At 67.2% G+C, this 18,290-nt stretch carries 21 protein-coding genes, 1 tRNA gene and 1 pseudogene; 14 read left to right on the top strand and 9 right to left on the bottom strand.

What is annotated here, in order from left to right:
• Nucleotides 1-78: 78 nt before the first annotated feature.
• A complete protein-coding gene (locus tag ACQY9P_RS06105) occupies nt 79-1,362 on the bottom strand; it encodes an RsmB/NOP family class I SAM-dependent RNA methyltransferase (protein ID WP_421736157.1) in 1,284 nt (427 codons plus the stop codon).
• A gap of 79 nt (nt 1,363-1,441) precedes the next feature.
• Between ACQY9P_RS06105 and ACQY9P_RS06100 the strand changes: the two genes are divergently transcribed.
• A complete protein-coding gene (locus ACQY9P_RS06100; protein WP_421736158.1) occupies nt 1,442-1,657 on the top strand; it encodes a DUF1674 domain-containing protein in 216 nt (71 codons plus the stop codon).
• Nucleotides 1,658-1,855: 198 nt separating this feature from the next.
• Here the strand turns inward: ACQY9P_RS06100 and ACQY9P_RS06095 are convergent, their stop codons facing one another.
• Both ACQY9P_RS06095 and ACQY9P_RS06090 read right to left on the bottom strand, forming a co-directional pair.
• The gene (locus ACQY9P_RS06095; protein WP_421736159.1) at nt 1,856-2,461 is read right to left on the bottom strand and encodes a hypothetical protein; all 606 of its coding nucleotides are present in this window, start codon (nt 2,459-2,461) and stop codon (nt 1,856-1,858) included.
• Between the two features lie 103 nt (nt 2,462-2,564).
• A complete protein-coding gene (locus tag ACQY9P_RS06090; RefSeq protein ID WP_421736160.1) occupies nt 2,565-2,822 on the bottom strand; it encodes a hypothetical protein in 258 nt (85 codons plus the stop codon).
• Nucleotides 2,823-3,018: 196 nt separating this feature from the next.
• Between ACQY9P_RS06090 and ACQY9P_RS06085 the strand changes: the two genes are divergently transcribed.
• The 4 genes and pseudogenes from ACQY9P_RS06085 (at nt 3,019) to ggt (ending at nt 6,321) form a co-directional block, all read left to right on the top strand.
• Nucleotides 3,019-3,112: transfer RNA gene (locus ACQY9P_RS06085), tRNA-OTHER, on the top strand.
• Nucleotides 3,085-4,059: a hypothetical protein gene (locus ACQY9P_RS06080; protein ID WP_421736161.1), complete on the top strand. Its 975-nt coding sequence runs from the start codon at nt 3,085-3,087 to the stop codon at nt 4,057-4,059. The genes ACQY9P_RS06085 and ACQY9P_RS06080 overlap by 28 nt, the downstream gene beginning before the upstream one ends.
• Nucleotides 4,060-4,387: 328 nt before the next feature.
• Nucleotides 4,388-4,503, top strand: a pseudogene (locus ACQY9P_RS06075) (hypothetical protein); the annotation flags it as partial.
• A gap of 126 nt (nt 4,504-4,629) precedes the next feature.
• Nucleotides 4,630-6,321 carry a gamma-glutamyltransferase gene (gene ggt / locus ACQY9P_RS06070; protein ID WP_421736162.1) on the top strand — a complete coding sequence of 564 codons (1,692 nt, stop codon included), beginning with the start codon at nt 4,630-4,632 and terminating at the stop codon, nt 6,319-6,321.
• A gap of 135 nt (nt 6,322-6,456) precedes the next feature.
• Here the strand turns inward: ggt and pyrF are convergent, their stop codons facing one another.
• The gene (pyrF, locus tag ACQY9P_RS06065) at nt 6,457-7,146 is read right to left on the bottom strand and encodes an orotidine-5'-phosphate decarboxylase (RefSeq protein WP_421738247.1); all 690 of its coding nucleotides are present in this window, start codon (nt 7,144-7,146) and stop codon (nt 6,457-6,459) included.
• 96 nt (nt 7,147-7,242) lie between these two features.
• Here pyrF and ACQY9P_RS06060 point away from each other — a divergent pair, with 96 nt between their 5' ends.
• The gene (locus ACQY9P_RS06060; protein WP_421736163.1) at nt 7,243-7,938 is read left to right on the top strand and encodes a MarC family protein; all 696 of its coding nucleotides are present in this window, start codon (nt 7,243-7,245) and stop codon (nt 7,936-7,938) included.
• Nucleotides 7,939-8,070: 132 nt separating this feature from the next.
• Here ACQY9P_RS06060 and ACQY9P_RS06055 read toward each other — a convergent pair whose 3' ends face one another.
• The 3 genes from ACQY9P_RS06055 to ACQY9P_RS06045 all read right to left on the bottom strand — a co-directional run bounded on the left by ACQY9P_RS06055 (nt 8,071) and on the right by ACQY9P_RS06045 (nt 10,236).
• Nucleotides 8,071-8,871 (bottom strand): SDR family NAD(P)-dependent oxidoreductase, encoded by an 801-nt coding sequence (locus tag ACQY9P_RS06055; RefSeq protein ID WP_421736164.1) that lies wholly within the window; start codon nt 8,869-8,871, stop codon nt 8,071-8,073.
• Nucleotides 8,872-9,051: 180 nt separating this feature from the next.
• Entirely contained in the window at nt 9,052-9,657 is a 606-nt protein-coding gene (locus ACQY9P_RS06050) for a flavodoxin family protein (RefSeq protein ID WP_421736165.1), read from the bottom strand.
• A 153-nt stretch (nt 9,658-9,810) separates the two neighbouring features.
• Nucleotides 9,811-10,236, bottom strand: a complete 426-nt coding sequence (locus ACQY9P_RS06045; RefSeq protein WP_421736166.1) for an Rrf2 family transcriptional regulator — start codon at nt 10,234-10,236, stop codon at nt 9,811-9,813.
• 184 nt (nt 10,237-10,420) lie between these two features.
• On the opposite strand from ACQY9P_RS06045, the gene ACQY9P_RS06040 reads away from it, so the two are divergent.
• The 3 genes from ACQY9P_RS06040 to ACQY9P_RS06030 all read left to right on the top strand — a co-directional run bounded on the left by ACQY9P_RS06040 (nt 10,421) and on the right by ACQY9P_RS06030 (nt 14,059).
• On the top strand, nt 10,421-12,397 hold the full coding sequence (locus ACQY9P_RS06040; RefSeq protein ID WP_421736167.1) for a potassium transporter Kup: 1,977 nt from the start codon (nt 10,421-10,423) through the stop codon (nt 12,395-12,397).
• A 3-nt stretch (nt 12,398-12,400) separates the two neighbouring features.
• Complete coding sequence (locus ACQY9P_RS06035) at nt 12,401-12,763, top strand: hypothetical protein (protein ID WP_421736168.1); 363 nt, start codon at nt 12,401-12,403, stop codon at nt 12,761-12,763.
• A gap of 72 nt (nt 12,764-12,835) precedes the next feature.
• Nucleotides 12,836-14,059 carry an argininosuccinate synthase gene (locus ACQY9P_RS06030; protein WP_421736169.1) on the top strand — a complete coding sequence of 408 codons (1,224 nt, stop codon included), beginning with the start codon at nt 12,836-12,838 and terminating at the stop codon, nt 14,057-14,059.
• Between the two features lie 74 nt (nt 14,060-14,133).
• On the opposite strand, the gene ACQY9P_RS06025 is transcribed toward ACQY9P_RS06030, so the two are convergent.
• The gene (locus ACQY9P_RS06025) at nt 14,134-14,334 is read right to left on the bottom strand and encodes a KTSC domain-containing protein (protein WP_421736170.1); all 201 of its coding nucleotides are present in this window, start codon (nt 14,332-14,334) and stop codon (nt 14,134-14,136) included.
• A 188-nt stretch (nt 14,335-14,522) separates the two neighbouring features.
• Between ACQY9P_RS06025 and ACQY9P_RS06020 the strand changes: the two genes are divergently transcribed.
• The 3 genes from ACQY9P_RS06020 (at nt 14,523) to ACQY9P_RS06010 (ending at nt 16,288) form a co-directional block, all read left to right on the top strand.
• The gene (locus tag ACQY9P_RS06020; RefSeq protein ID WP_421736171.1) at nt 14,523-14,927 is read left to right on the top strand and encodes an MAPEG family protein; all 405 of its coding nucleotides are present in this window, start codon (nt 14,523-14,525) and stop codon (nt 14,925-14,927) included.
• 42 nt (nt 14,928-14,969) lie between these two features.
• Nucleotides 14,970-15,599, top strand: coding sequence for a LysE family translocator (locus ACQY9P_RS06015; protein ID WP_421736172.1), 630 nt, complete (start codon nt 14,970-14,972; stop codon nt 15,597-15,599).
• Nucleotides 15,600-15,694: 95 nt separating this feature from the next.
• On the top strand, nt 15,695-16,288 hold the full coding sequence (locus tag ACQY9P_RS06010) for a CC0125/CC1285 family lipoprotein (RefSeq protein ID WP_421736173.1): 594 nt from the start codon (nt 15,695-15,697) through the stop codon (nt 16,286-16,288).
• A gap of 127 nt (nt 16,289-16,415) precedes the next feature.
• On the opposite strand, the gene ACQY9P_RS06005 is transcribed toward ACQY9P_RS06010, so the two are convergent.
• Nucleotides 16,416-17,198, bottom strand: a complete 783-nt coding sequence (locus ACQY9P_RS06005) for an SDR family NAD(P)-dependent oxidoreductase (protein ID WP_421736174.1) — start codon at nt 17,196-17,198, stop codon at nt 16,416-16,418.
• Nucleotides 17,199-17,252: 54 nt separating this feature from the next.
• Between ACQY9P_RS06005 and ACQY9P_RS06000 the strand changes: the two genes are divergently transcribed.
• A complete protein-coding gene (locus ACQY9P_RS06000; RefSeq protein WP_421736175.1) occupies nt 17,253-17,657 on the top strand; it encodes a YkvA family protein in 405 nt (134 codons plus the stop codon).
• Nucleotides 17,650-18,285 (top strand): lysoplasmalogenase family protein, encoded by a 636-nt coding sequence (locus ACQY9P_RS05995; protein WP_421736177.1) that lies wholly within the window; start codon nt 17,650-17,652, stop codon nt 18,283-18,285. The genes ACQY9P_RS06000 and ACQY9P_RS05995 overlap by 8 nt, the downstream gene beginning before the upstream one ends.
• The last annotated feature ends 5 nt before the right edge of the window (nt 18,286-18,290 follow it).

The following is an 18,290-nucleotide window of genomic DNA, read 5'->3' as shown; positions in this document are numbered from 1 at the left end:
GTGGGACAAGGCGGGGCGCTCGCTTCGCGCCCCCGTTTCAAACCCCGTTCTCCCCGGCGAAGGCCGGGAAGAACGGATTTAGGAGGCTCGCACGAACCGCGCCGCGAAGAAGCCGTCCTGGCCGCCTTCCAGCTGATGCGGCAGCAGGCGCAGCGTCCCGCGCGCCGTCAGGCTGGCGGCGGGCGCGCCGGCCTCGCCCGAGGTGATCGGGTCCAGCCGCATGTCGGGCCGGCGGGCCAGGAAGGCCTCGACCTGGGCCTCGCCCTCCTCGGGCTCCAGCGAGCAGACGCAATAGACCAGGCGACCGCCGACCTTGGTCTTGTCGGCGGCGGCGTCCAGCAGCCGGGCCTGGACATTGGCGAGGCTGGCCACGTCGCCGGGCCGCGCGGCCCACAGCACGTCGGGATGGCGGCGGAAGGTGCCGGTGGCCGAGCAGGGGGCGTCCAGCAGCACGGCGTCGAAGGTGCGGGTGTCGTCCCACGCCCCGGCGTCGGCGGCCACGACCTCGGCGGTCAGGTTCATGCGCCGGAAATTGTCGCTCAAGCGCTCCAGCCGGGCGGCCGAGCGGTCGACGGCGGTGACGACGGCCCCGGCGGCGGCCAACTGCAGGCTCTTGCCGCCCGGCGCGGCGCACAGGTCGACGACGGTCTCGCCGGCTTTCACGTTCAGCAGGCGAGCGGGAACGGCGGCGGCGGCGTCCTGCACCCACCAGCCGCCTTCCTCGAAGCCCGGCCAGGCGGCGACGTCGCCCTTGCGCGCCAGGCGCAGGGTTCCGCCGGGCAGCACCTCGCCCTCGAGCCGCTCGGCCCAGGACTCGGCCAGGGCGGGGTCCTTCAGCGACAGGTCGGTGGCCGGTTCCTTGGCGATCTCGGAGGCGACGGCGCGCGCCGTTTCAACGCCCCAGGCGCTGGTCCAGCGCGAGATCAGCCACGGCGGGGCCAGGTGTTCGGGATCATCCGACGGCGGACCGTCGCGCAACAGGCCGCGCAGCACCGCGTTGACCAGGCCCTTGAACGGCCGGCTGGCCTTGTTGGCCCCGGCCATCTCGACGCTGGTGGCGACGGCGGCGAAGGCCGGCACCTCCAGATAGAAGGCCTGCACGGCGCCCAGGCGCAGCAGGTTGCGCACGCGCGGCGGCGGCTCCTTCTGAAGCTTGGCCGACAGGGCGCGGTCGATCGGTCCCAGGCGGCGCAGGGCGGCCATGGCCAGGGCGCGGGCGAAGGCGCGCTCGCGCGGCTCCAGGAAGCGGAAACCGTGGGCGGAAGCGGCTTCGTCGATGCCGCCGCGACGCGACAGGGCCGCGTCGATGAGGGTAAGCGCGGCTTCCCGGGCGGGCAGGCCGTCATTGAGTTCTTGAGTCACCGCTCCGCCGTGCCTTGTGACGCGACGGAGCGCAAGGGGCTTGGATGATTTGGCGCAGGCTTCATGCTATGAAACCGCCATGTCCGAGATCGAAAACACCCCGATTCCAGAGGCCCTGGGCGCCGCGCCCGACAAAGCGCTGACCCCGGCCGCCCGCCGCGCGCTGGAAGAAGCCGCCGCCCGCCGCGCCGCCGCGCAGGCCGTGGCCATGGCCGAAGAAAAAGGCGGCCGCGACGGCCCCGAGCCGACCCGCTTCGGCGACTGGGAGCGCAAGGGCGTGGCGGTGGATTTCTGAGGGAGGGCGCCCGGGCGTCTCTGCTCTCGAAGGCGGGAACGGAAATCAGGCGGCCGCCCGAAACCGGACAGGGCGAGGGTCTGAGAAGGGTGGGACGCGGAGGTTGCTTCGAGCTTCGCTGCGCTCCACCATGCACGGATGTCCGAGCCCACAGTCCGCATTTAGCGCTCGCTCGATGCCGCGCAGGCAGTCCCGTTCTTAACGTCTCGCCAAGTGAGCAGTTGAGGCAAGTGCAACGGGGGCCGCGAGGTCGAACTCTGCCCGATAGCGTTTTCGCCATTGGTCCAAGTCTTTCGGCAGTGACGACACCTTCAGGTCGTCCAATTCGGCGATGAGTTCAGCGTGGTAGAAGCGCGCTACGGCCAGAGCAATATCGAAATGGGGGTAATTCTCGCGAGGTGGCGCATCAATATCCTGGTGCGCGAATTCTTGGTCACGCCAACTTTTAAGGTGACTGTGGTAAGCCGTCCAAACCGAGGGCGAAACGCCGCTTGCTTTGATCATTCGGCTTCGGAAATCGTCGATGCGATTGGCGTAAACGTTCTTCCAGTGAAGGTCGTTATTATTGTCGCTACCGAAGAGTTTGCACCATTCGATCACGCTCAGGTTCATCAACCCGCCGTACTGAATATTCCAGAAATTTAACCTGGGATCTGGACTGGCCGCCTCTAGGGAACGCTTCATTTCAACGAGGCGCGAGAAAATCCTCAAAACACGGACGGCGTTGAGAAGTGTCGTCGAACGTTCCTTGGGCGGGGACCAGATCATCGGCCGAACGTAAGCTAATACGGCGCTCGGAGACATCCCGGCAAATGCCGCTTTAGGAACGCCTGCTGACGCCCGCCATCAATAACGCAACGAATGAGGGTGCCCGGCAGCGGACCTTTCGAATGTCAACAAGGGGTGGCTAACGGACGTTCCAGAAGGGCGTGTCCTTGCCTAGGACCCAAGCATTTTCGAACTCGTCGCTCGCGATGGGTTCAAGATCGACGCCGTCGAAACCCTCGGCCAGGGAGGTGTCGATGAGTGAGGGGCGTCGCACGCCCCCGCGTTCCTCGATCTCGATGCTGTTGCGTGTGATCCTGCCATCAACGAAGAACTCGATCGTTCTCGTGACCGCATCGCCTCGTTCGTCGAGCAGCCATTCCGGCGAACCTTTGGGCACTTCTGGATCGGGCCATCGCGCCCGTACGTGTCTAACGTCCGTCATGCCGATAGCTTAATCGCAGCTAAGCCGCTCACAAGCCGTCGCAACGAACATCCCTGAAGGGTGGGAGGCGGACGCTACGAGGGGTGTTCCAGCGTTTAGGCTGAGCTGTCACCGTCTTGACAATACCAGGTTGTGCCGCAACGTTTGGCCCGCGCTCGTAGCTCAAGTGGTAGAGCAGCCGCCTTCATCAAGCTTCGGCTTTCTTAGAGCGGATGATGTGCGTTCAAAACGCGCCGAGCGCACCACAGTTGAGGACCGCATGACGCTTTACCTCGCGCGCAGCCAACCCAGAAGCGCGTTCAAGAGCCTCCTCGGCCATGCCAATCATTTGATTATTACGGCGTTAGTAGGCCTGGATGGGGTCGAGCGCGGCGTCGTGACTGAAGTTCCCAAAGATCTCCGAACGGTGTGGTCGCCAAAGGATGCCGTAAGCTCAGCCAAGCGGAGCCGGCGGTTGATTTTGGACATGGCGCTGATCCGCGCCGTTGATTCGGTGGATGTATATCTTCGCGATGCGGTGCGTAAACCGGCGCTGGTGCAATCAGCCGAGTTTCGGAAGGAACTAGACTCTGCAGGCTTAAGCATTTTTGCGAAGCTGCAAGCCGCTGAGCGGCAATTCAAGAGCCTCGACCCCATCCCACTAGCAATAGTGTTCTTGATGGTGGCTTGGCGAAATCGGAGCGCCCACGCTGAAGCGGATCGGGATGCACCCGAGCGGCATCTCGAGGTGCTGCGGTCCAGCCGAGCGGAAATTTCGGCTCGGTTTAGTGGTCTCGACGTCGAGATGCTCCTAGGTGGGTATGACGCTATGCGTCCGGCAACATTCAAGGAGGTTGCGTCCCTGATTAACGCGGCTCACCACCTTGTGGCCGAACTGGACGCGCTGCTGTTCTCGTCTTTGGACATCGAGCGGTTTTTGAAGGACGTCGTCTGGGTATCTCTGGGCGACACCAAGAAGCCGAACGAGCTCGTTGAGCATGCAAGAAAGCGCCGCTCCGTCAGCGTCTGGGGCATGGACCCAGGTGATCGACGTGAAGCGGTGTTGAGGTTCTTAGCTCAACAGGGTTTTTCGAAGGTACCACCGAAGCGCAAAGCTGGGTTGGAGATCCCCGGCCATCTCGTTGAGGAGCTTCAGCAACAGACGCCTAAATCCGTCATCATCTGGGCTCAGCCTGCGGACTGGTCCATTTGAGCAACCTCCGAATGTCCGCTAAGGGTCGGGAGCTGACGTTCGCTCCTATTCAGAAAGCGGACGCCTCGCGTCCCGCTCATCCTTACATCTCTTGGAGGCTGTAGCGTGCCGGACTGTAGAGGTCTGTCAAGGACGGCCCTCCGGGCCGCCGCGCGCGGCCGGTCGAAGACCGGTCCTTGAGAGACCTCTACAGTCCGGCGATCGTCTCGCCGTGAGATGTAAGGATGGCTCCCTTCGCGGAGGGCGAAGGCGGGCTTGCGCCCATACAATACATCACCGTCATTCCCGCCCCCCGGGACCGGCTTTACCGGCCCGAGGGCAAGCCAGGTGGCGGGAACCCCTCTGTCCGCCGCAGGTGCGGGAGGGGCGAAGTGCGCGCGCACTTCGCTGGCGGCTCACGGTTCAGCTGAACCAGGGGTTCCCGCCACAAGGGCGGGAATGACGGTTGATTGTGGGGATGTGCTCCATTCCGTCCTGCCCTCCGAAATTCGCGGCGTGTTTCGTCGCCAGGGCTTCTAGCGCGGCCAGTATCGACTAACGTCGGGGTCTCATACGAGGGAGGCCGTTGTCTTGCGTCTGTTCGCCCGGTTCTGCGCGGCGCTCGCCGCCGCCTTCGTGTTCGCCGCGCCGCCGGCGCTCGCCAAGCCCGCCGCCAAGCCGCAACCCGCCCTTACCGCCGGCGCGGTCGCCTCGCCTGACCGCTACGGCGCCCTGGCCGCCCAGCAGGTCCTGAAGGCCGGCGGCAACGCGGTCGATGCGGCGGTGGCTACGGCCTTCGCCCTGGCCGTGACCTATCCCGAGGCCGGCAATCTGGGCGGGGGCGGGTTCATGACCCTGCTGGTCGACGGCAAGCCCTATTTCCTCGACTACCGCGAGACCGCACCCGCCGCCGCGCGGGCCGACATGTTCCTGGGCGCCGATGGCGAGCCGGTGGCCGAGCGGTCGATGTATGGCAATCTGGCCGTCGGTACGCCGGGCACGGTGCGCGGCATGGCCGTGGCCCACAAGCGGTTCGGCAAGCTGCCCTGGGCCACCGTGCTGGCGCCCGCCATCGGCTATGCCCGCGACGGCTTTATGGTGACGCCGCAGCTGATCGGCATTCTGGACGGCAGTCGCGGACCGCTGGCCCAGACCAATTTCGAGGCCCATTTCGGCGGGCTGAAGGCGGGCCAGATGTTCCGCCAGCCGGCCCTGGCCGACACCCTGACCCGCATCGCCAGGGACGGCGACAAGGCCTTCTATGAAGGCCAGACCGCCGACCTGATCGTGGCCCAGATGGCGCGCGGCCCGGTGAAAGGGCTGATCACCAAGGCCGATCTGGCGGCCTACAAGGCGGTGTGGCGCGAGCCGTTGCGGGCCGACTGGCGCGGCTATGGCGTGATCACCGGCCCGCCGCCCAGCTCGGGCGGGATCGCCCTGATGCAGCTGCTGCTGATGAAGCAGGACGCCGGCAAGCTGTTCGAGGGCGTGGCGCTGAACAGTCCGCAATACATGCATCTGGTCTCGGAGATCGAAAAGCGGGTGTTCGCCGACCGGGCCGAATATCTGGGCGATCCGGACTTTGTGAAGGTTCCGGTCGCGGCCCTGATCGCCCCGGCCTATGTGGCCCGCCGCGCGGGCGAGATCGACCCGGCCAAACCCTCGCCGACCAAGGCGGTGGTTCCGGGGCTGGAAAAGCCGCAGACGACGCACTTCTCGATCGTCGATCGATGGGGAAATGCGGTGTCCAACACCTACACCCTCAACGGCTGGTTCGGCTCGGGCGTGGTGGTCGAGGGGGCGGGCTTCCTGCTCAATGATGAGATGGACGACTTCTCGGCCAAGCCCGGCGCGCCCAACATGTTCGGCGTGGTGGGCGGCGCGGCCAACGCCATCGCGCCGGGCAAGCGGCCGCTGTCGTCGATGACGCCGACGATCCTGACCAAGGACGGCAAGGTTGCGATGGTGATCGGCACGCCGGGCGGCTCGCGGATCTTCACCTCGGTGTTCCAGGTGCTGGCCGACGTCTATGATCACGGCCTGTCCCTGGCGGACGCCCAGAAGCAGCCGCGCTTCCACCATCAGCTGCTGCCGGAAAACACGATCTTCTTCGAGCCCTATGCTCCGCCGTCGGAGACGCTGAAGTCAGCGCTGGCGGCGCGGGGCTATGTGGCCGAGACCCAGGACTACAATGGCGACATCGAAGCCATCCAGGTGGTGGGCCGCACGCCGGGTCCAGTGGCCGATCCCAGGGCGCGGGGCGTGGCGCTGGTGGTGAAATGATCTCCCTTCCCCCTTGATGGGGGAAGGGTCGGGGATGGGGGTGACTGCTGAGCTGGCCGTAGAGCGCTGCGCTCAAGATCATCCGCCGTATCACCCCCACCCCTGCCCCTGCCCCATCAAGGGGGAGGGGTGAAGTCAAACCCCCGCCATCTCCGCGACCACCTTCAGGGCCGCTTCGCGCGGGTCGTTGGCGGCGGTGATCGGGCGGCCGCAGACCAGGTGGCTGGCGCCGGCGCGGAGGGCGGCTTCGGGCGTCGCGGCGCGGGCCTGGTCGTTCTTGGCCGACCAGAAGGGGCGCACGCCGGGCGTCACCACCAGGAAGTCGGGCCCGGCGATCTCGCGGGCCAAAGACGCTTCATGGGGACTTGAGACCACGCCGTCGACGCCGCAGTCGAGCGCCTGGCGGATGCGGCGCTCGACCAGGTCGCGGGCCCCGAAGGCGTAGCCCATCTCATTGAGGTCGGCGTCGGTCAGGCTGGTCAGCACGGTGACGGCCAGGATCTTCAGGTCGGAGCTTCCGCGCGCCAGCACGGCGGCGCGCATCACCTGCGGCTCGGCGTGGACGGTCAGCAGGTCGCAGCCGGCTTGCGCCAGCACGCGGGCCGAGCGCTCCACGGTCGCGCCGATGTCGTGCAGTTTCCAGTCGAGGAACACCGACTTGCCGCTCTTCTTCAGCTCGCCGGCCAGGCCCATGCCGCCGGTGGCCAAGAGTTCCAGCCCGATCTTGTAGAAGCTGACCGCGTCGCCCAGCCGCTCGACCATGTCGCGGGCCTCATCGACGGTGGGCAGGTCCAGCGGGACGATCAGGCGCGGGTCGGCGGTCATGGTCTCTGTCATGGTCGGGGCCCCAGGGGTTGGCGCGCGCGGGCGATCACCCTAGGAAAGGGCTTGATCGGGCGCTTTGAAAGGTAAGGACGTCGAATGACCGAGGCCAAACTCGCCGTCAACTTCTTCGTCGCGCTGTTCGCCCTGATCGACCCGATCGGCAATGTGCCGCTGTTCGCCGCCGCCACCCTGGGCGCGGCCGCGGCGGGCCGGCGGATGGTGGCCGTCTATATCGGCCTGTTCGTCGCCGCCTTCCTGATCTTCTTCTATTTCACCGGCGTGGGTCTGCTGGCCTTCTTCGGCATCTCGATGCCGGCCTTCCGCATCGCCGGCGGGGTGATCCTGTTCATCCTGGGCCTCGACATGCTGCGCGACGACTTCACCACCATGTTCGCCGACGCGGCCGAGGGTATCGAGGGCCAGTCGGCGCGGGTCTACGCCCAGAAGCGCTTCGAGCGCCTGATCGTGCCGTTCGCCATGCCGCTGCTGATCGGGCCGGGCGCGATCTCGACGGTGATCATCTACGCCGCCGAGGCCAAGCCGTTCGGCTGGGCGGGCCTGGGTTTGGGCGTGGGGGTGATCTCGGCGGTGTCGCTGGTGCTGGTGGCGGTGTTCTGGGCCTCGCCCCTGATCAGCAAGGTGCTGGGCCGGATCGGCATGAGCATCGTGGTGCGGGTGCTGGGCCTGATCCTGTGCGCCCTGGCGGTGCAGTTCGTGCTGATCGGCGTCGGCGACGCCACGCGCGGCCTGGTGCGTCAGGACGCCAAGGCGCCGTACGCCGAAGCGAAGTAGGCGTTTCATCTTCCCCCTTCCGGGGGAGGAGCGCGCAGCGCGGAGGGGGCAAGAGGCAGACGCCTTGCCCGCTGAGCCCCCTCCACCGCCGTTCGGCGGTCCCCCTCCCCCAAAAGGGGGAGGATGAGAGAATCAGACCTTCCTGAACCGTCCGCCCTGGTTGGCCATCAGGGCCAGGGCCCAGTCGTCGGGCAGCACCTTGGCGATCGCCGCGATGGTCTTGTTGGGCGCGCCGGGGACGCAGACCGGGCGGTTGGCCTCGACGGCCTCGTAGCCGGTGGCGGCCACCTCGTCGGCGCCCAGCCACAGCCACTCGGGCAGCGACTGGCTGACCTGGGCGCGGGTGCCGTTGACGTCGTGGAATTCCGAATAGGTGAAGCCCGGGCACAGGGCGCTGACGTGCACGCCGGTCGACAGGTTCTCCAGGTGCAGGCTCTGCGAGAACTTGACCAGGAAGCCCTTGGTCGCCGCATACAGGGTGTGGCCGGCCGCGCCGGGGACCAGGCCCGCCAGCGAGGCGACATTGACGATGCGGCCGAACCGCCGCTCGACCATGCCCGGCAGCACCTTGTGGGTCAGCTCGCAGACCGAGGTCAGCATCACCTGCAGGAACTTGCCCTGGTCGGCCCAGGCGGTGGTCGCATAGGTCCCGGGCAGGCCGTAGCCGGCGTTGTTGATCAGGGCGTCGACGACGCGGCCCTGGGCCTCGACCCCGGCCAGCACCGTGTCGACCCCGGCCGGATCGGCCAGGTCGGCGGGGATGGCGTAGGCCTCGACGCCGTAGCGCAGGCGGATCTCGGCGGCCAGGGCCTCCAGGCGGTCGGCGCGGCGCGCGGTCAGGGCCACGTCATAGCCGTGGCTGGCCAGGATACGGGCGAAGGCGGCGCCGATGCCGGCGGAGGCGCCGGTGACCAGGGCGAGACGGCGGGCCATGCGAGGTGTCCAATACGAAAGCGAAACGTCGCGGGAGACCAGCACGGCGGGCGATTTGGTTCAAGAGAACCCGGAAAGGGGGGAAGGGGCGCCGGGGGGATCGGCGCCCCTTCGGGTCACGGCGCGGGCTCGCGCTGCGTGACGGCTCGCTCGTCGGGGAGGGGCGACGAGCCAGATACTTTAGGCCGCCTTGTCCAGCGCCGCGTCGGCGCCCTTGGCCCAGCGCAGGGCGGCCTTTGCGACGCGTTCGCCCAGCAGGCGGGCGGTCTCGCGGTCGCCGGCCGGCGGGGTGATCTCGGGCGAGGCGTTGTCCGACTGGGCGGCCAGGCCGATGAACGAGCCGACGCGGTTGATCGTGTCGGGGCCGCGCTCGGCGGCGGTCACGTTCGGCGGGGCCAGGCCCAGATTGATCCAGTTCATGCCGTGCTGGGCGGCCAGGATGGTCAGGCTTTCCAGGGCGTGGCCCTTGTCGCCGGCGAAGCTGTGCGAGTTGGTGAAGCCCGCGGCCAGCTTGTCCTTCCAGCCGCCGGTGAAGAAGACGCCGGCGGTGGCGTCGGCGAACACTTTGAACACGCCCGAGACGTCGCCCATGTAGGTGGGGGCGCCGAAGATGATGGCGTCGGCCTTGGAGGCCTGCTCGATCAGCGGGGCGAAGTCCTGGGCGGCGCTTTCGATGGGCAGCAGCACGGCGGTCTGGCCGGCGTCGCGGACGCCCTGGGCGACCTTGTCGGCCAGGACGGCGGTGTGGCCGTAACCCGAATGATAGACGATGGCGACGGTGGTCATTGGGATATCCCCTGTTTAGAAACTGAACCTGTAGCGGTTACCTAATATCGCCATCCGGTTTCGCCAGGGGGATCGGCAACAAAAGCTGGTGCAGTTTTTCTGGGGCGCGGTTCAGTTGTGATAAATCCCTTCTCCCACAAGGGAAGAAGGAAATTAGTGCGACGCGTCGCCCAGCAGGTCGGCCACGGTGATCTGGCCCAGGCGTTCGGCGGCGGCGGTGTCGGCGGCGGTGATGGCGGCGCGGACGGCGTCGGGGATCTTCTCGCCGACGGGACAGCCCTTGACCCCCGGAGGAGCCACGCCGAGGTGGGCGCAGCCGTTCACGGCCCGCAGCACGACGTCGAGGGTGATCTCGCTGGCCGGCTTCAGCAGCCAGGCCCCGCCATTGGCGCCGGCGCGGGCCCCGATCAGGCCGGCCTTGCCCAGCATGGCGGTGACCCGTCGCACCACGACCGGATTGGTCGGCACGGAGGCGGCCAGCTCGGCGCTCGCCACCGCACGATCGGCCGAAAAGGCCTGCTTGTGCGCCAGATAGGCGAGGGCGTGAGCCGCCACGGGAAACTTTTGACTGTCGGACATCTCGTCAGGAACCTAAGGGCGATATGCGGGCGTTCAATCAAAAACTCGCCTTGGGCCCATTTGACTGGTAGCGCGGACGCAGCGTGACGATTGAACCCGGATCGGATTGGGTGTATCGCGCCGCGCTTGATCGATATGGGTCCGCTCAGCGCATTTTGCGAGTGGGCGCGCCCGGAGACATTGAATGGCTTCCGAAGCCTCCAGCGCGCCGACCCCGGATTGCGCCCCCGCCTCTTCCGACATCCCGCATCAGAACGGCCATGGCCCCAAGGGTCACGGCTTCCTGGCGCTTGCGCTGGGCTCGGTCGGCATCGTGTTCGGCGATATCGGCACCAGCCCGCTCTACGCCTTCAAGGAAGCCCTGGCGGCGGCCTCGCATGACGGGGTCACGCGCGGCGAGATCTATGGCGTGGTGTCGCTGGCTCTGTGGGCGCTGATCCTGATCGTCACGATCAAGTACGTGTTCTTCATCATGCGCGCCGACAACAAGGGCGAGGGCGGGGTGCTGTCGCTGATGGCCCTGGCGCAACACGCCGTCGGTCGCCGCACCATGCTGATCTTCGGCCTGGGCGTGGCCGGCGCGGCCCTGTTCTACGGCGACGCGGTGATCACCCCGGCCATGTCGGTGCTGTCGGCCGTCGAGGGCCTGCGCACCATTCCGGCCCTGGAGCACGGCGTCACCAATCAGGTGGTGCTGCTGATCGCGACGGTCATGCTGCTGGGCCTGTTCTTCATCCAGAGCCGCGGCACGGCCAAGGTCGGCGCCCTGTTCGGCCCGATCTGCGCCCTGTGGTTCGGCGTGATGTTCGCCCTGGGCGCCTATCATCTGCTGGACAATCCCGGGATCTTCAAGGCGATCAGCCCCTATTACGCGGTGCAGTTCCTGGCGGGCCATGGCTTGACCGGCTTCGTGGTGCTGGGCGCGGTGTTCCTGACCGTGACCGGGGCCGAGGCCCTGTCGGCCGACATGGGCCATTTCGGCAAGCGCCCCATCCAGTCGGCCTGGCTGTTCTTCGTCCTGCCGTGTCTGGCCGTGAACTATCTGGGCCAGGGCGCCTTCGCCCTCGCCACCTTCGACGCCGCCGAAAAGGCCGGCGTGCCGTTCCCCGAACTGAACTGGTTCTTCGAGATGGCGCCGGAATTCCTGCGCCTGCCGCTGGTGTTGCTGGCCGGCGCCGCCACCGTCATCGCCAGCCAGGCGGTGATCACCGGCGCCTTCTCGCTGACCCAGCAGGCCATCCAGCTGGGCCTGCTGCCGCGCCTGGACGTGCGCCGCACCTCCGAGACCCAGTCGGGCCAGATCTTCGTGCCGCAGCTCAACACCATGCTGCTGGTCGGCGTCATGGCGATCATGTTCACCTTCCAGACCTCGTCGGCCCTGGCCCACGCCTATGGCCTCGCCGTGACCGGCACCATGGTGGTGACCACCTGGATGGCCTTCATCGTCATGCGCCGCCTGTGGAACTGGAGCCTGCCGGTGGCCCTGTGCTTCATCATCCCGTTCATGGCCCTGGACCTGACCTTCCTCAGCGCCAACGCCCTGCGCTTCTTCACCGGCGGCTGGCTGCCCGTGCTGATCGGCGCGGCGCTGTTCACGATCATGGCCACCTGGGTGCGCGGCTCGCAGATCCTGGCCGACAAGACCCGCCGCGACAGCGTGCCCCTGGTCGACCTGATGGAGATCCTCCGCGCCCGCGCGCCCTATCGCGCCCCCGGCACGGCCATCTTCCTGACCTCGGATCCGGACATGACGCCCGTGGCCCTGATGCACAACCTCAAGCACAACAAGGTTCTGCACGAGCGCAACGTGGTGCTGACCGTCCGCACCGCCGAGACCCCGCGCGTCGCCGAGGACGACCGGGTGTTCATCGAGAAGGTCAATGACGACTTCAAGAAGGTGGTCATCACCTACGGCTTCATGGAAAGCCCCAACCTGCCCAAGGCCCTGGCCGTCTGCCGCAAGCAGGGCCTGAAGTTCGACATCATGGCCACCAGCTTCTTCCTGGGCCGTCGTTCGATCGTGCCGTCGGCCAACAGCGGCATGCCGCTGTGGCAGGACCGGGTGTTCATCTTCCTGATGAAGAACGCCGCCAACCCGACCGACTTCTTCAAGATCCCGCCCGGCCGCGTGGTCGAGCTGGGCGCGCAGGTGACGGTCTAGGCGATGAGCACCGCTCTGCGCGTCATCGGCGACGGCCTGTCGATCGCCGCCATGGCGATCATCGCCTCCACCGCCCTGGGCGCCTTCAAGCGCATTCCCAAGGGCGTGGCGGTGCCCATGCAGTGGGGCCTGAACGGCCAGGCCACCTGGCGCGCGCCGCGCACGGCGGGGCTGCTGCTGATCCCGCTGGTCTCGATCGCGCTGATCTTCGCCTTCACCCTGTCGGGGGCCACCTTCAAGGTCGAGGGGCTGGAGGCGCTGATGCTGCTGTGCGTCAGGGCCACCCTGGCGGCGGTGCTGGCCCTGGCCCAGCTGCTGCATCTGCGCTTCGCCATCAGAACGTTACAGGACGAGGGCAGGCTTTAAAGCTTGACCCGCCGCCCCCGGCGCCGTTGAACGCGCCGAACTTTTCGTGTTTTCGACCAAGGATCCCCGCTCATGGCCAAACAGCCCGTGAAGAAGGTCGTGCTCGCCTATTCTGGCGGCCTCGACACCTCGATCATCCTCAAGTGGCTGCAGACCGAGTACGGCGCCGAGGTGGTGACCTTCACCGCCGACCTGGGCCAGGGCGAAGAGATCGAGCCGGCCCGCGCCAAGGCGCTGGCGGCGGGCGTGAAGCCGGAAAACATCTTCATCGAGGATGTGCGCGAAGAGTTCGTGCGCGACTACGTCTTCCCGATGTTCCGCGCCAACACGGTGTATGAGGGCCAGTACCTGCTGGGCACCTCGATCGCCCGCCCGCTGATCGCCAAGAAGCAGATCGAGATCGCCCGCAAGGTCGGCGCCGACGCCGTCAGCCACGGCGCGACCGGCAAGGGCAACGACCAGGTGCGCTTCGAGCTGGGCTATTACGCGCTCGAGCCCGACATCCACGTGATCGCCCCGTGGCGCGAGTGGGACTTCAAGTCGCGCGAGGCCCTGCTGGACTTCGCCGAGAAGCACCAGATCCAGATCGCCAAGGACAAGCGCGGCGAAGCGCCCTTCAGCGTCGACGCCAACCTGCTGCATAGCTCGTCGGAAGGTAAGGTCCTGGAGGACCCCGCCGTCGAGGCCCCCGAGTTCGTGCACATGCGCACGATCTCGCCCGAGGACGCGCCCGACAAGCCGCACGTCTTCACGATCGACTTCGAGCGCGGCGACGCGGTGGCCATCGACGGCGTGGCCATGTCGCCCGCCACGATCCTGACCAAGCTCAACGAACTGGGCCACGACAACGGCATCGGCCGCCTCGATCTGGTGGAAAACCGCTTCGTCGGCATGAAGTCGCGCGGCGTCTATGAGACCCCGGGCGGCACCATCCTGCTGGCCGCCCACCGCGGCATTGAGAGCATCACCCTGGATCGCGGCGCCATGCACCTGAAGGACGAGCTGATGCCGAAATACGCATCGCTCGTTTACAACGGCTTCTGGTTCGCCCCCGAGCGCGAGATGCTTCAGGCGGCCATCGACTACAGCCAGGCCAAGGTCACCGGTCAGGTTCGCGTCAAGCTCTACAAGGGCAATGTCTCGATCATCGGCCGCACCAGCCCCTACAGCCTGTACGATCAGGACCTGGTGACGTTCGAGGAAGGCAAGGTCGCCTACGATCACCGCGACGCCGGCGGCTTCATCAAGCTCAACGCCCTGCGCCTGCGCGTGCTGGCCAAGCGCGACAAGCGCTAGGATCAGGTTTCTGAGCTGAAATCGGAAGGGCGTCGCGGGCTGAGCTCGCGGCGCCCTTTCTCATTCCGCTCCCGTCACACCCGGTTGTAGGGATAGCGATCCCGGATCACGCGCTGGAAGAACCGGCCCTTCGAGGCCGAGCGCGCGAAGGCTTGGCTGATCCGCTCGGGCACGCCGACATAGACGTATTCGTCGCCGTCATGGAACGTGACGAACAGCTTGCCGTGTTCGGGGCGGTAATCGATCTCGGTGATCGCCGTGGACTGAACTCGCATGGCTCGAAGCCTCCGCGCGAAAGGGTCGTGTCGCCGCTAAAGCGAGCGGGCGCCCGATCCGGTTCCCTGACCGGGGGCGGCTGGGCTCTGGCCTCGCGCGGCGATTGATGATGCTCTAGCCCCTTCACGACGAACCGGCCTTGCGCTGGCGCAAAAGCGGTTCGCGAAAAAGGGGAGAACCACCGAAGATGCATCCGCATTCCTGGGTCACGATCGTCACGCTGCTGGCGCTGCTCGCCTATGTCTGGATGGGCATGAGGGTTGGCGGCGCGCGCAAGAAAAGCGGCATCCACGCTCCGGCCATGACCGGCGATCCGGAGCTGGAGCGCCACATCCGCGTTCAGGCCAATACGCTGGAATGGCTGCCGATCTTTCTGCCGTCGATCTGGCTGTTCGCGATCTACTGGAACGACATGGTCGCCGCCATCCTGGGCGTGATCTGGATCGTCGGCCGCGTGATCTACGCCCTCGGCTACGCCCAGGCGCCGGAAAAGCGCGAGCTGGGCTTCATGATCCAGGCCCTGGCGACGGCGGTGCTGCTGTTTGGCGCCCTGGGACGGGCGATCTGGATGCTGGCGGTGGTCGGTGCCTGATCGCGCCTTTGCGACGGGCGGGGCTCATCCTATAGCGTCACCATGACCCTGCCCGTCGATCCCGCCCGCTACGGCGCCTTCCTGGCCACGATGTTCGTCATGGCCATCACGCCGGGGCCCGCCAACCTGTTCGCCATCGCCACCGGCATGGAGCGCGGCAAGCGAGCGGCGCTGGTCTCGGTGCTGGGCATGAACTGCGGCACCCTGGTGTGGTTCGCCGGCTCGGCCCTGGGCCTGGGGGCGCTGATCATCGCCTTCCCGGCCGCCTTCCACATCCTGGCGCTGGCCGGCGCGGCCTATCTGGTCTGGCTGGGGCTGAAGTCGATCCTGGCCGGGATCAGGAACGCCGAGAGCCACGCCAAGGCGGTGGTGCGGGCCGGGCGCTCGGCCTTTGTCGATGGATTCATGGTGCAGATCGCCAATCCCAAGGCCATCCTGTTCTTCACCGCCGTCCTGCCGCCGTTCATCGACGTGAAGCGGCCCCTGGCCCCGCAGCTGCTGATGTTCGCCTGCGCCACCATCGGCATGGACCTGATCAGCATGAGTTCCTACGGTCTGGGCGGGGCGGCGCTGTCCACCCGCATGAACGAGCCGGGCTTTCGCCGGGGCTTTGCGTTCCTGGTCGGGGGACTGCTGATTTCGGCCGCGATCCTGATCGTTTCGCGCGGCTGATTTCAGGACGGAAATCAAACGGGCCTTGGCGAAACCACAAAGCGTCGCCAGAGTTAAGATCTAGGCCCACGACTCTGCGTCAAGGAGCGCCGCAAATGTCCCTCAAGAAACTCGCCCTGGTCGGCGCCCTGGCCCTCGCGGCCGGTCTGTCGGCCTGCGCCACCGCTACCCCCTACCAGCCGAAGGCCGTCTCCGGCGCGGTCACCGGTGGCTTTTCCGAACAGCGCCTGGAGGCCGACCGCTATCGCGTGTCGTTCGCCGGCAACAGCCTGACGGCCCGCGAGACGGTCGAACGCTATCTGCTGTATCGCGCCGCCGAGCTGACAACCCAGCAGGGCTATGACTGGTTCGAGACCGCCGACCGCCGCACCGACCGCACGGCGCGCACCGTGGTCGACGCCGATCCGTTCGCGCGCCCCGGCTTTGGCTATGGCTATCCCTACGGCTACTGGCGTCCGTCCTGGCGCTATTTCGGCCCGTCCTATGGCTGGCGCAGCTGGGACCCCTTCTGGGGTGACCCCTTCTTCGCCGACCGCGCCGAGGTGCGGACCATCGAGAAGTTCGAGGCCGGGGCCGAGATCGTCATGCACAAGGGCAAGAAGCCCGAGGGCGACCCGCGCGCCTATGACGCCCGCGAGATCATGAGCAACCTGGCCAGCAGCATCGTGATGCCGGCGCCGAAGAAGTAGAAACATCTCCCTTCCCCCTCGATGGGGGAAGGGCCGGGGATGGGGGTGATGCGGCGGTTCAGCTGCACGGCCGAGGTCACCCCCACCCAACCCTCCCCCATCAAGGGGGAGGGCTTTTTTATGCGGTCTAGCGCGGCGCCATGCGGATGCCGCCGTCGAGGCGCACGTCCTCGCCGTTGAAATAGTCGTTGGTGATCATCGTCAGGGCCAGGTGGGCGTATTCCTCGGGGTTGCCCAGGCGCTTGGGGAACGGCACCGAGGCGGCGAGGCCCGCCTTCACGGCTTCGGGCGCATTGTTCATCAGCGGGGTGTTGAAGATGCCCGGCAGGATGCAGTTGACGCGGATGCCCTCGCTCATCAGGTCGCGGGCGATCGGCAGGGTCATGCCCACAACGCCGCCCTTGGACGCCGAATAGGCCGCCTGGCCCATCTGGCCGTCCTCGGCCGCGACCGAGGCGGTGTTGACGATCGCGCCGCGCAGGCCGTCTTCCAGCGGCGCCAGGTCCAGCATGCCCTTGGCCGACTTGGCGATGCAGCGGAACGTGCCGACCAGGTTGATCTGGATGATGCGGTCGAAGGCGTCGAGCGGGAAGTGCTTGGTCTCGCCGGTGGCCTTGTCGCGGCTGGCGGTCTTGGCCGCGTTGCCGGTGCCGGCGCAGTTGACCAGGATGCGCTCCTGGCCGTGGGCGGCGCGGGCCTTTTCGAAGCCGGCGTCGACATCGGCGTCGGACGTGACATTGACCTTGCAGAACACGCCGCCGATATCCTTGGCGACGGCTTCTCCGGTGGCCTCGTTCATGTCGAAGATGGCGACCTTGACGCCCTGGGCGGCCAGGGCGCGGGCGGTGGCTTCGCCGAGGCCCGAAGCGCCTCCGGTGACGACGGCGGCGACGGTGTTGTCGAGTTTCATGGACGTTCCCTCGAGGTTTGCGTTTAAGTTCGCTGTTGCAGAAGGTTTAGACCGATGAGCGCCGACGCCAAACCGTCCCCCGACGTCAACCAGATCCTCGATCCGTCCAAGGCCCTGGTTCCGGCGACGGTGAAGCTGAACGAGGAGCGCGTCGAACGCGGCTTCCTGCCCAAGATCCGCAAGGCCGCCGCGAAGATCCCGTTCGCCGCCGACGCCCTGTCGGTGTGGTGGTGCGCCCGCGATCCGACCACCCCTACGGCGGCCAAGGGCATGATGATGGCGGCCCTGGCCTATTTCGTCCTGCCCACCGACGTGATCCCCGACGTGCTGCCGGCCCTGGGTCTGACCGACGACGCCGCCGTGATCGCCGCCGTCATTGCCATCGTCGGCAAGAACCTCAAGCCCCGCCACAAGGACGCCGCCAAGGCGTTCCTGGCCAAGCTGTCCGCCGATGAGTGAGCCCTGGCTCTGGGGGCTGTCGGCCGCCTGCGCCCTGGCCTACGGCCTGATCTTCGTCGAACGCCCCCCGTCGGCCCCGCGCGCCCTGGTCAAGTGCGGCGCGGTCGGCGCGCTGGCGGTCATCGCCTATCTGGAAGGCGGCTCGCCGCTGCTGGCCATCGCCCTGGCCTTCTGCACTCTGGGCGACGCCTTCCTGGCCGGGGACCCCAAGCGCTGGCTGCCCTTTGGCTTGGCCGCGTTCCTGATCGGTCACGGGATCTATGTTCCGCTGCTGGGCGCCCATGGCGCGTCGCCGGACACGGTGTTCTGGATCAGCGCCCTGGCGGTGGTGGCGGCGGCGGGCCTGATGCTGCGCGCCCTTTGGGCGTCGCTGGGGCCGCTGCGTCTTGCGGTGCTCGCCTATGTCGCGGCCATCGTCTGCATGGTTTTGGCCGCCCTGCTGCTGCCGCTGCGCTTCTGGCCCGCCACGGCGGGGGCGCTGGCCTTCATGGCCTCCGACGCCATCCTGTCGCTGGACCTGTTCAAGGGGGCCAAGCTCTTCGGCTCGCCGCGACTGACCGCCTGGGCCATCTGGTTCCTCTACTGGGGCGGCCAGGTCGGGATCTGCTGGGGCATGCTGGGGGCCTGAGCCGG

The sequence above is a fragment of the Caulobacter sp. genome (genome assembly GCF_965279145.1).
GTDB lineage: Bacteria > Pseudomonadota > Alphaproteobacteria > Caulobacterales > Caulobacteraceae > Caulobacter.
The sequence above is the reverse complement of the archived record's forward strand: the minus strand, read 5'-3'. Positions and strand labels throughout refer to the sequence as shown.

Bases quoted from the DNA above. Each gene is read 5' to 3' on its own strand.
- ACQY9P_RS06100 (WP_421736158.1), top strand. From the start codon at position 1,442: ATGTCCGAGATCGAAAACACCCCGATTCCAGAGGCCCTGGGCGCCGCG.
- ACQY9P_RS06095 (WP_421736159.1), bottom strand. From the start codon at position 2,461: ATGTCTCCGAGCGCCGTATTAGCTTACGTTCGGCCGATGATCTGGTCC.
- pyrF (WP_421738247.1), bottom strand. From the start codon at position 7,146: ATGACCGCCGACCCGCGCCTGATCGTCCCGCTGGACCTGCCCACCGTC.
- ACQY9P_RS06060 (WP_421736163.1), top strand. From the start codon at position 7,243: ATGACCGAGGCCAAACTCGCCGTCAACTTCTTCGTCGCGCTGTTCGCC.
- ACQY9P_RS06055 (WP_421736164.1), bottom strand. From the start codon at position 8,871: ATGGCCCGCCGTCTCGCCCTGGTCACCGGCGCCTCCGCCGGCATCGGC.
- ACQY9P_RS06050 (WP_421736165.1), bottom strand. From the start codon at position 9,657: ATGACCACCGTCGCCATCGTCTATCATTCGGGTTACGGCCACACCGCC.
- ACQY9P_RS06045 (WP_421736166.1), bottom strand. From the start codon at position 10,236: ATGTCCGACAGTCAAAAGTTTCCCGTGGCGGCTCACGCCCTCGCCTAT.
- ACQY9P_RS06040 (WP_421736167.1), top strand. From the start codon at position 10,421: ATGGCTTCCGAAGCCTCCAGCGCGCCGACCCCGGATTGCGCCCCCGCC.
- ACQY9P_RS06035 (WP_421736168.1), top strand. From the start codon at position 12,401: ATGAGCACCGCTCTGCGCGTCATCGGCGACGGCCTGTCGATCGCCGCC.
- ACQY9P_RS06030 (WP_421736169.1), top strand. From the start codon at position 12,836: ATGGCCAAACAGCCCGTGAAGAAGGTCGTGCTCGCCTATTCTGGCGGC.
- ACQY9P_RS06025 (WP_421736170.1), bottom strand. From the start codon at position 14,334: ATGCGAGTTCAGTCCACGGCGATCACCGAGATCGATTACCGCCCCGAA.
- ACQY9P_RS06020 (WP_421736171.1), top strand. From the start codon at position 14,523: ATGCATCCGCATTCCTGGGTCACGATCGTCACGCTGCTGGCGCTGCTC.
- ACQY9P_RS06015 (WP_421736172.1), top strand. From the start codon at position 14,970: ATGACCCTGCCCGTCGATCCCGCCCGCTACGGCGCCTTCCTGGCCACG.
- ACQY9P_RS06010 (WP_421736173.1), top strand. From the start codon at position 15,695: ATGTCCCTCAAGAAACTCGCCCTGGTCGGCGCCCTGGCCCTCGCGGCC.
- ACQY9P_RS06005 (WP_421736174.1), bottom strand. From the start codon at position 17,198: ATGAAACTCGACAACACCGTCGCCGCCGTCGTCACCGGAGGCGCTTCG.
- ACQY9P_RS06000 (WP_421736175.1), top strand. From the start codon at position 17,253: ATGAGCGCCGACGCCAAACCGTCCCCCGACGTCAACCAGATCCTCGAT.
- ACQY9P_RS05995 (WP_421736177.1), top strand. From the start codon at position 17,650: ATGAGTGAGCCCTGGCTCTGGGGGCTGTCGGCCGCCTGCGCCCTGGCC.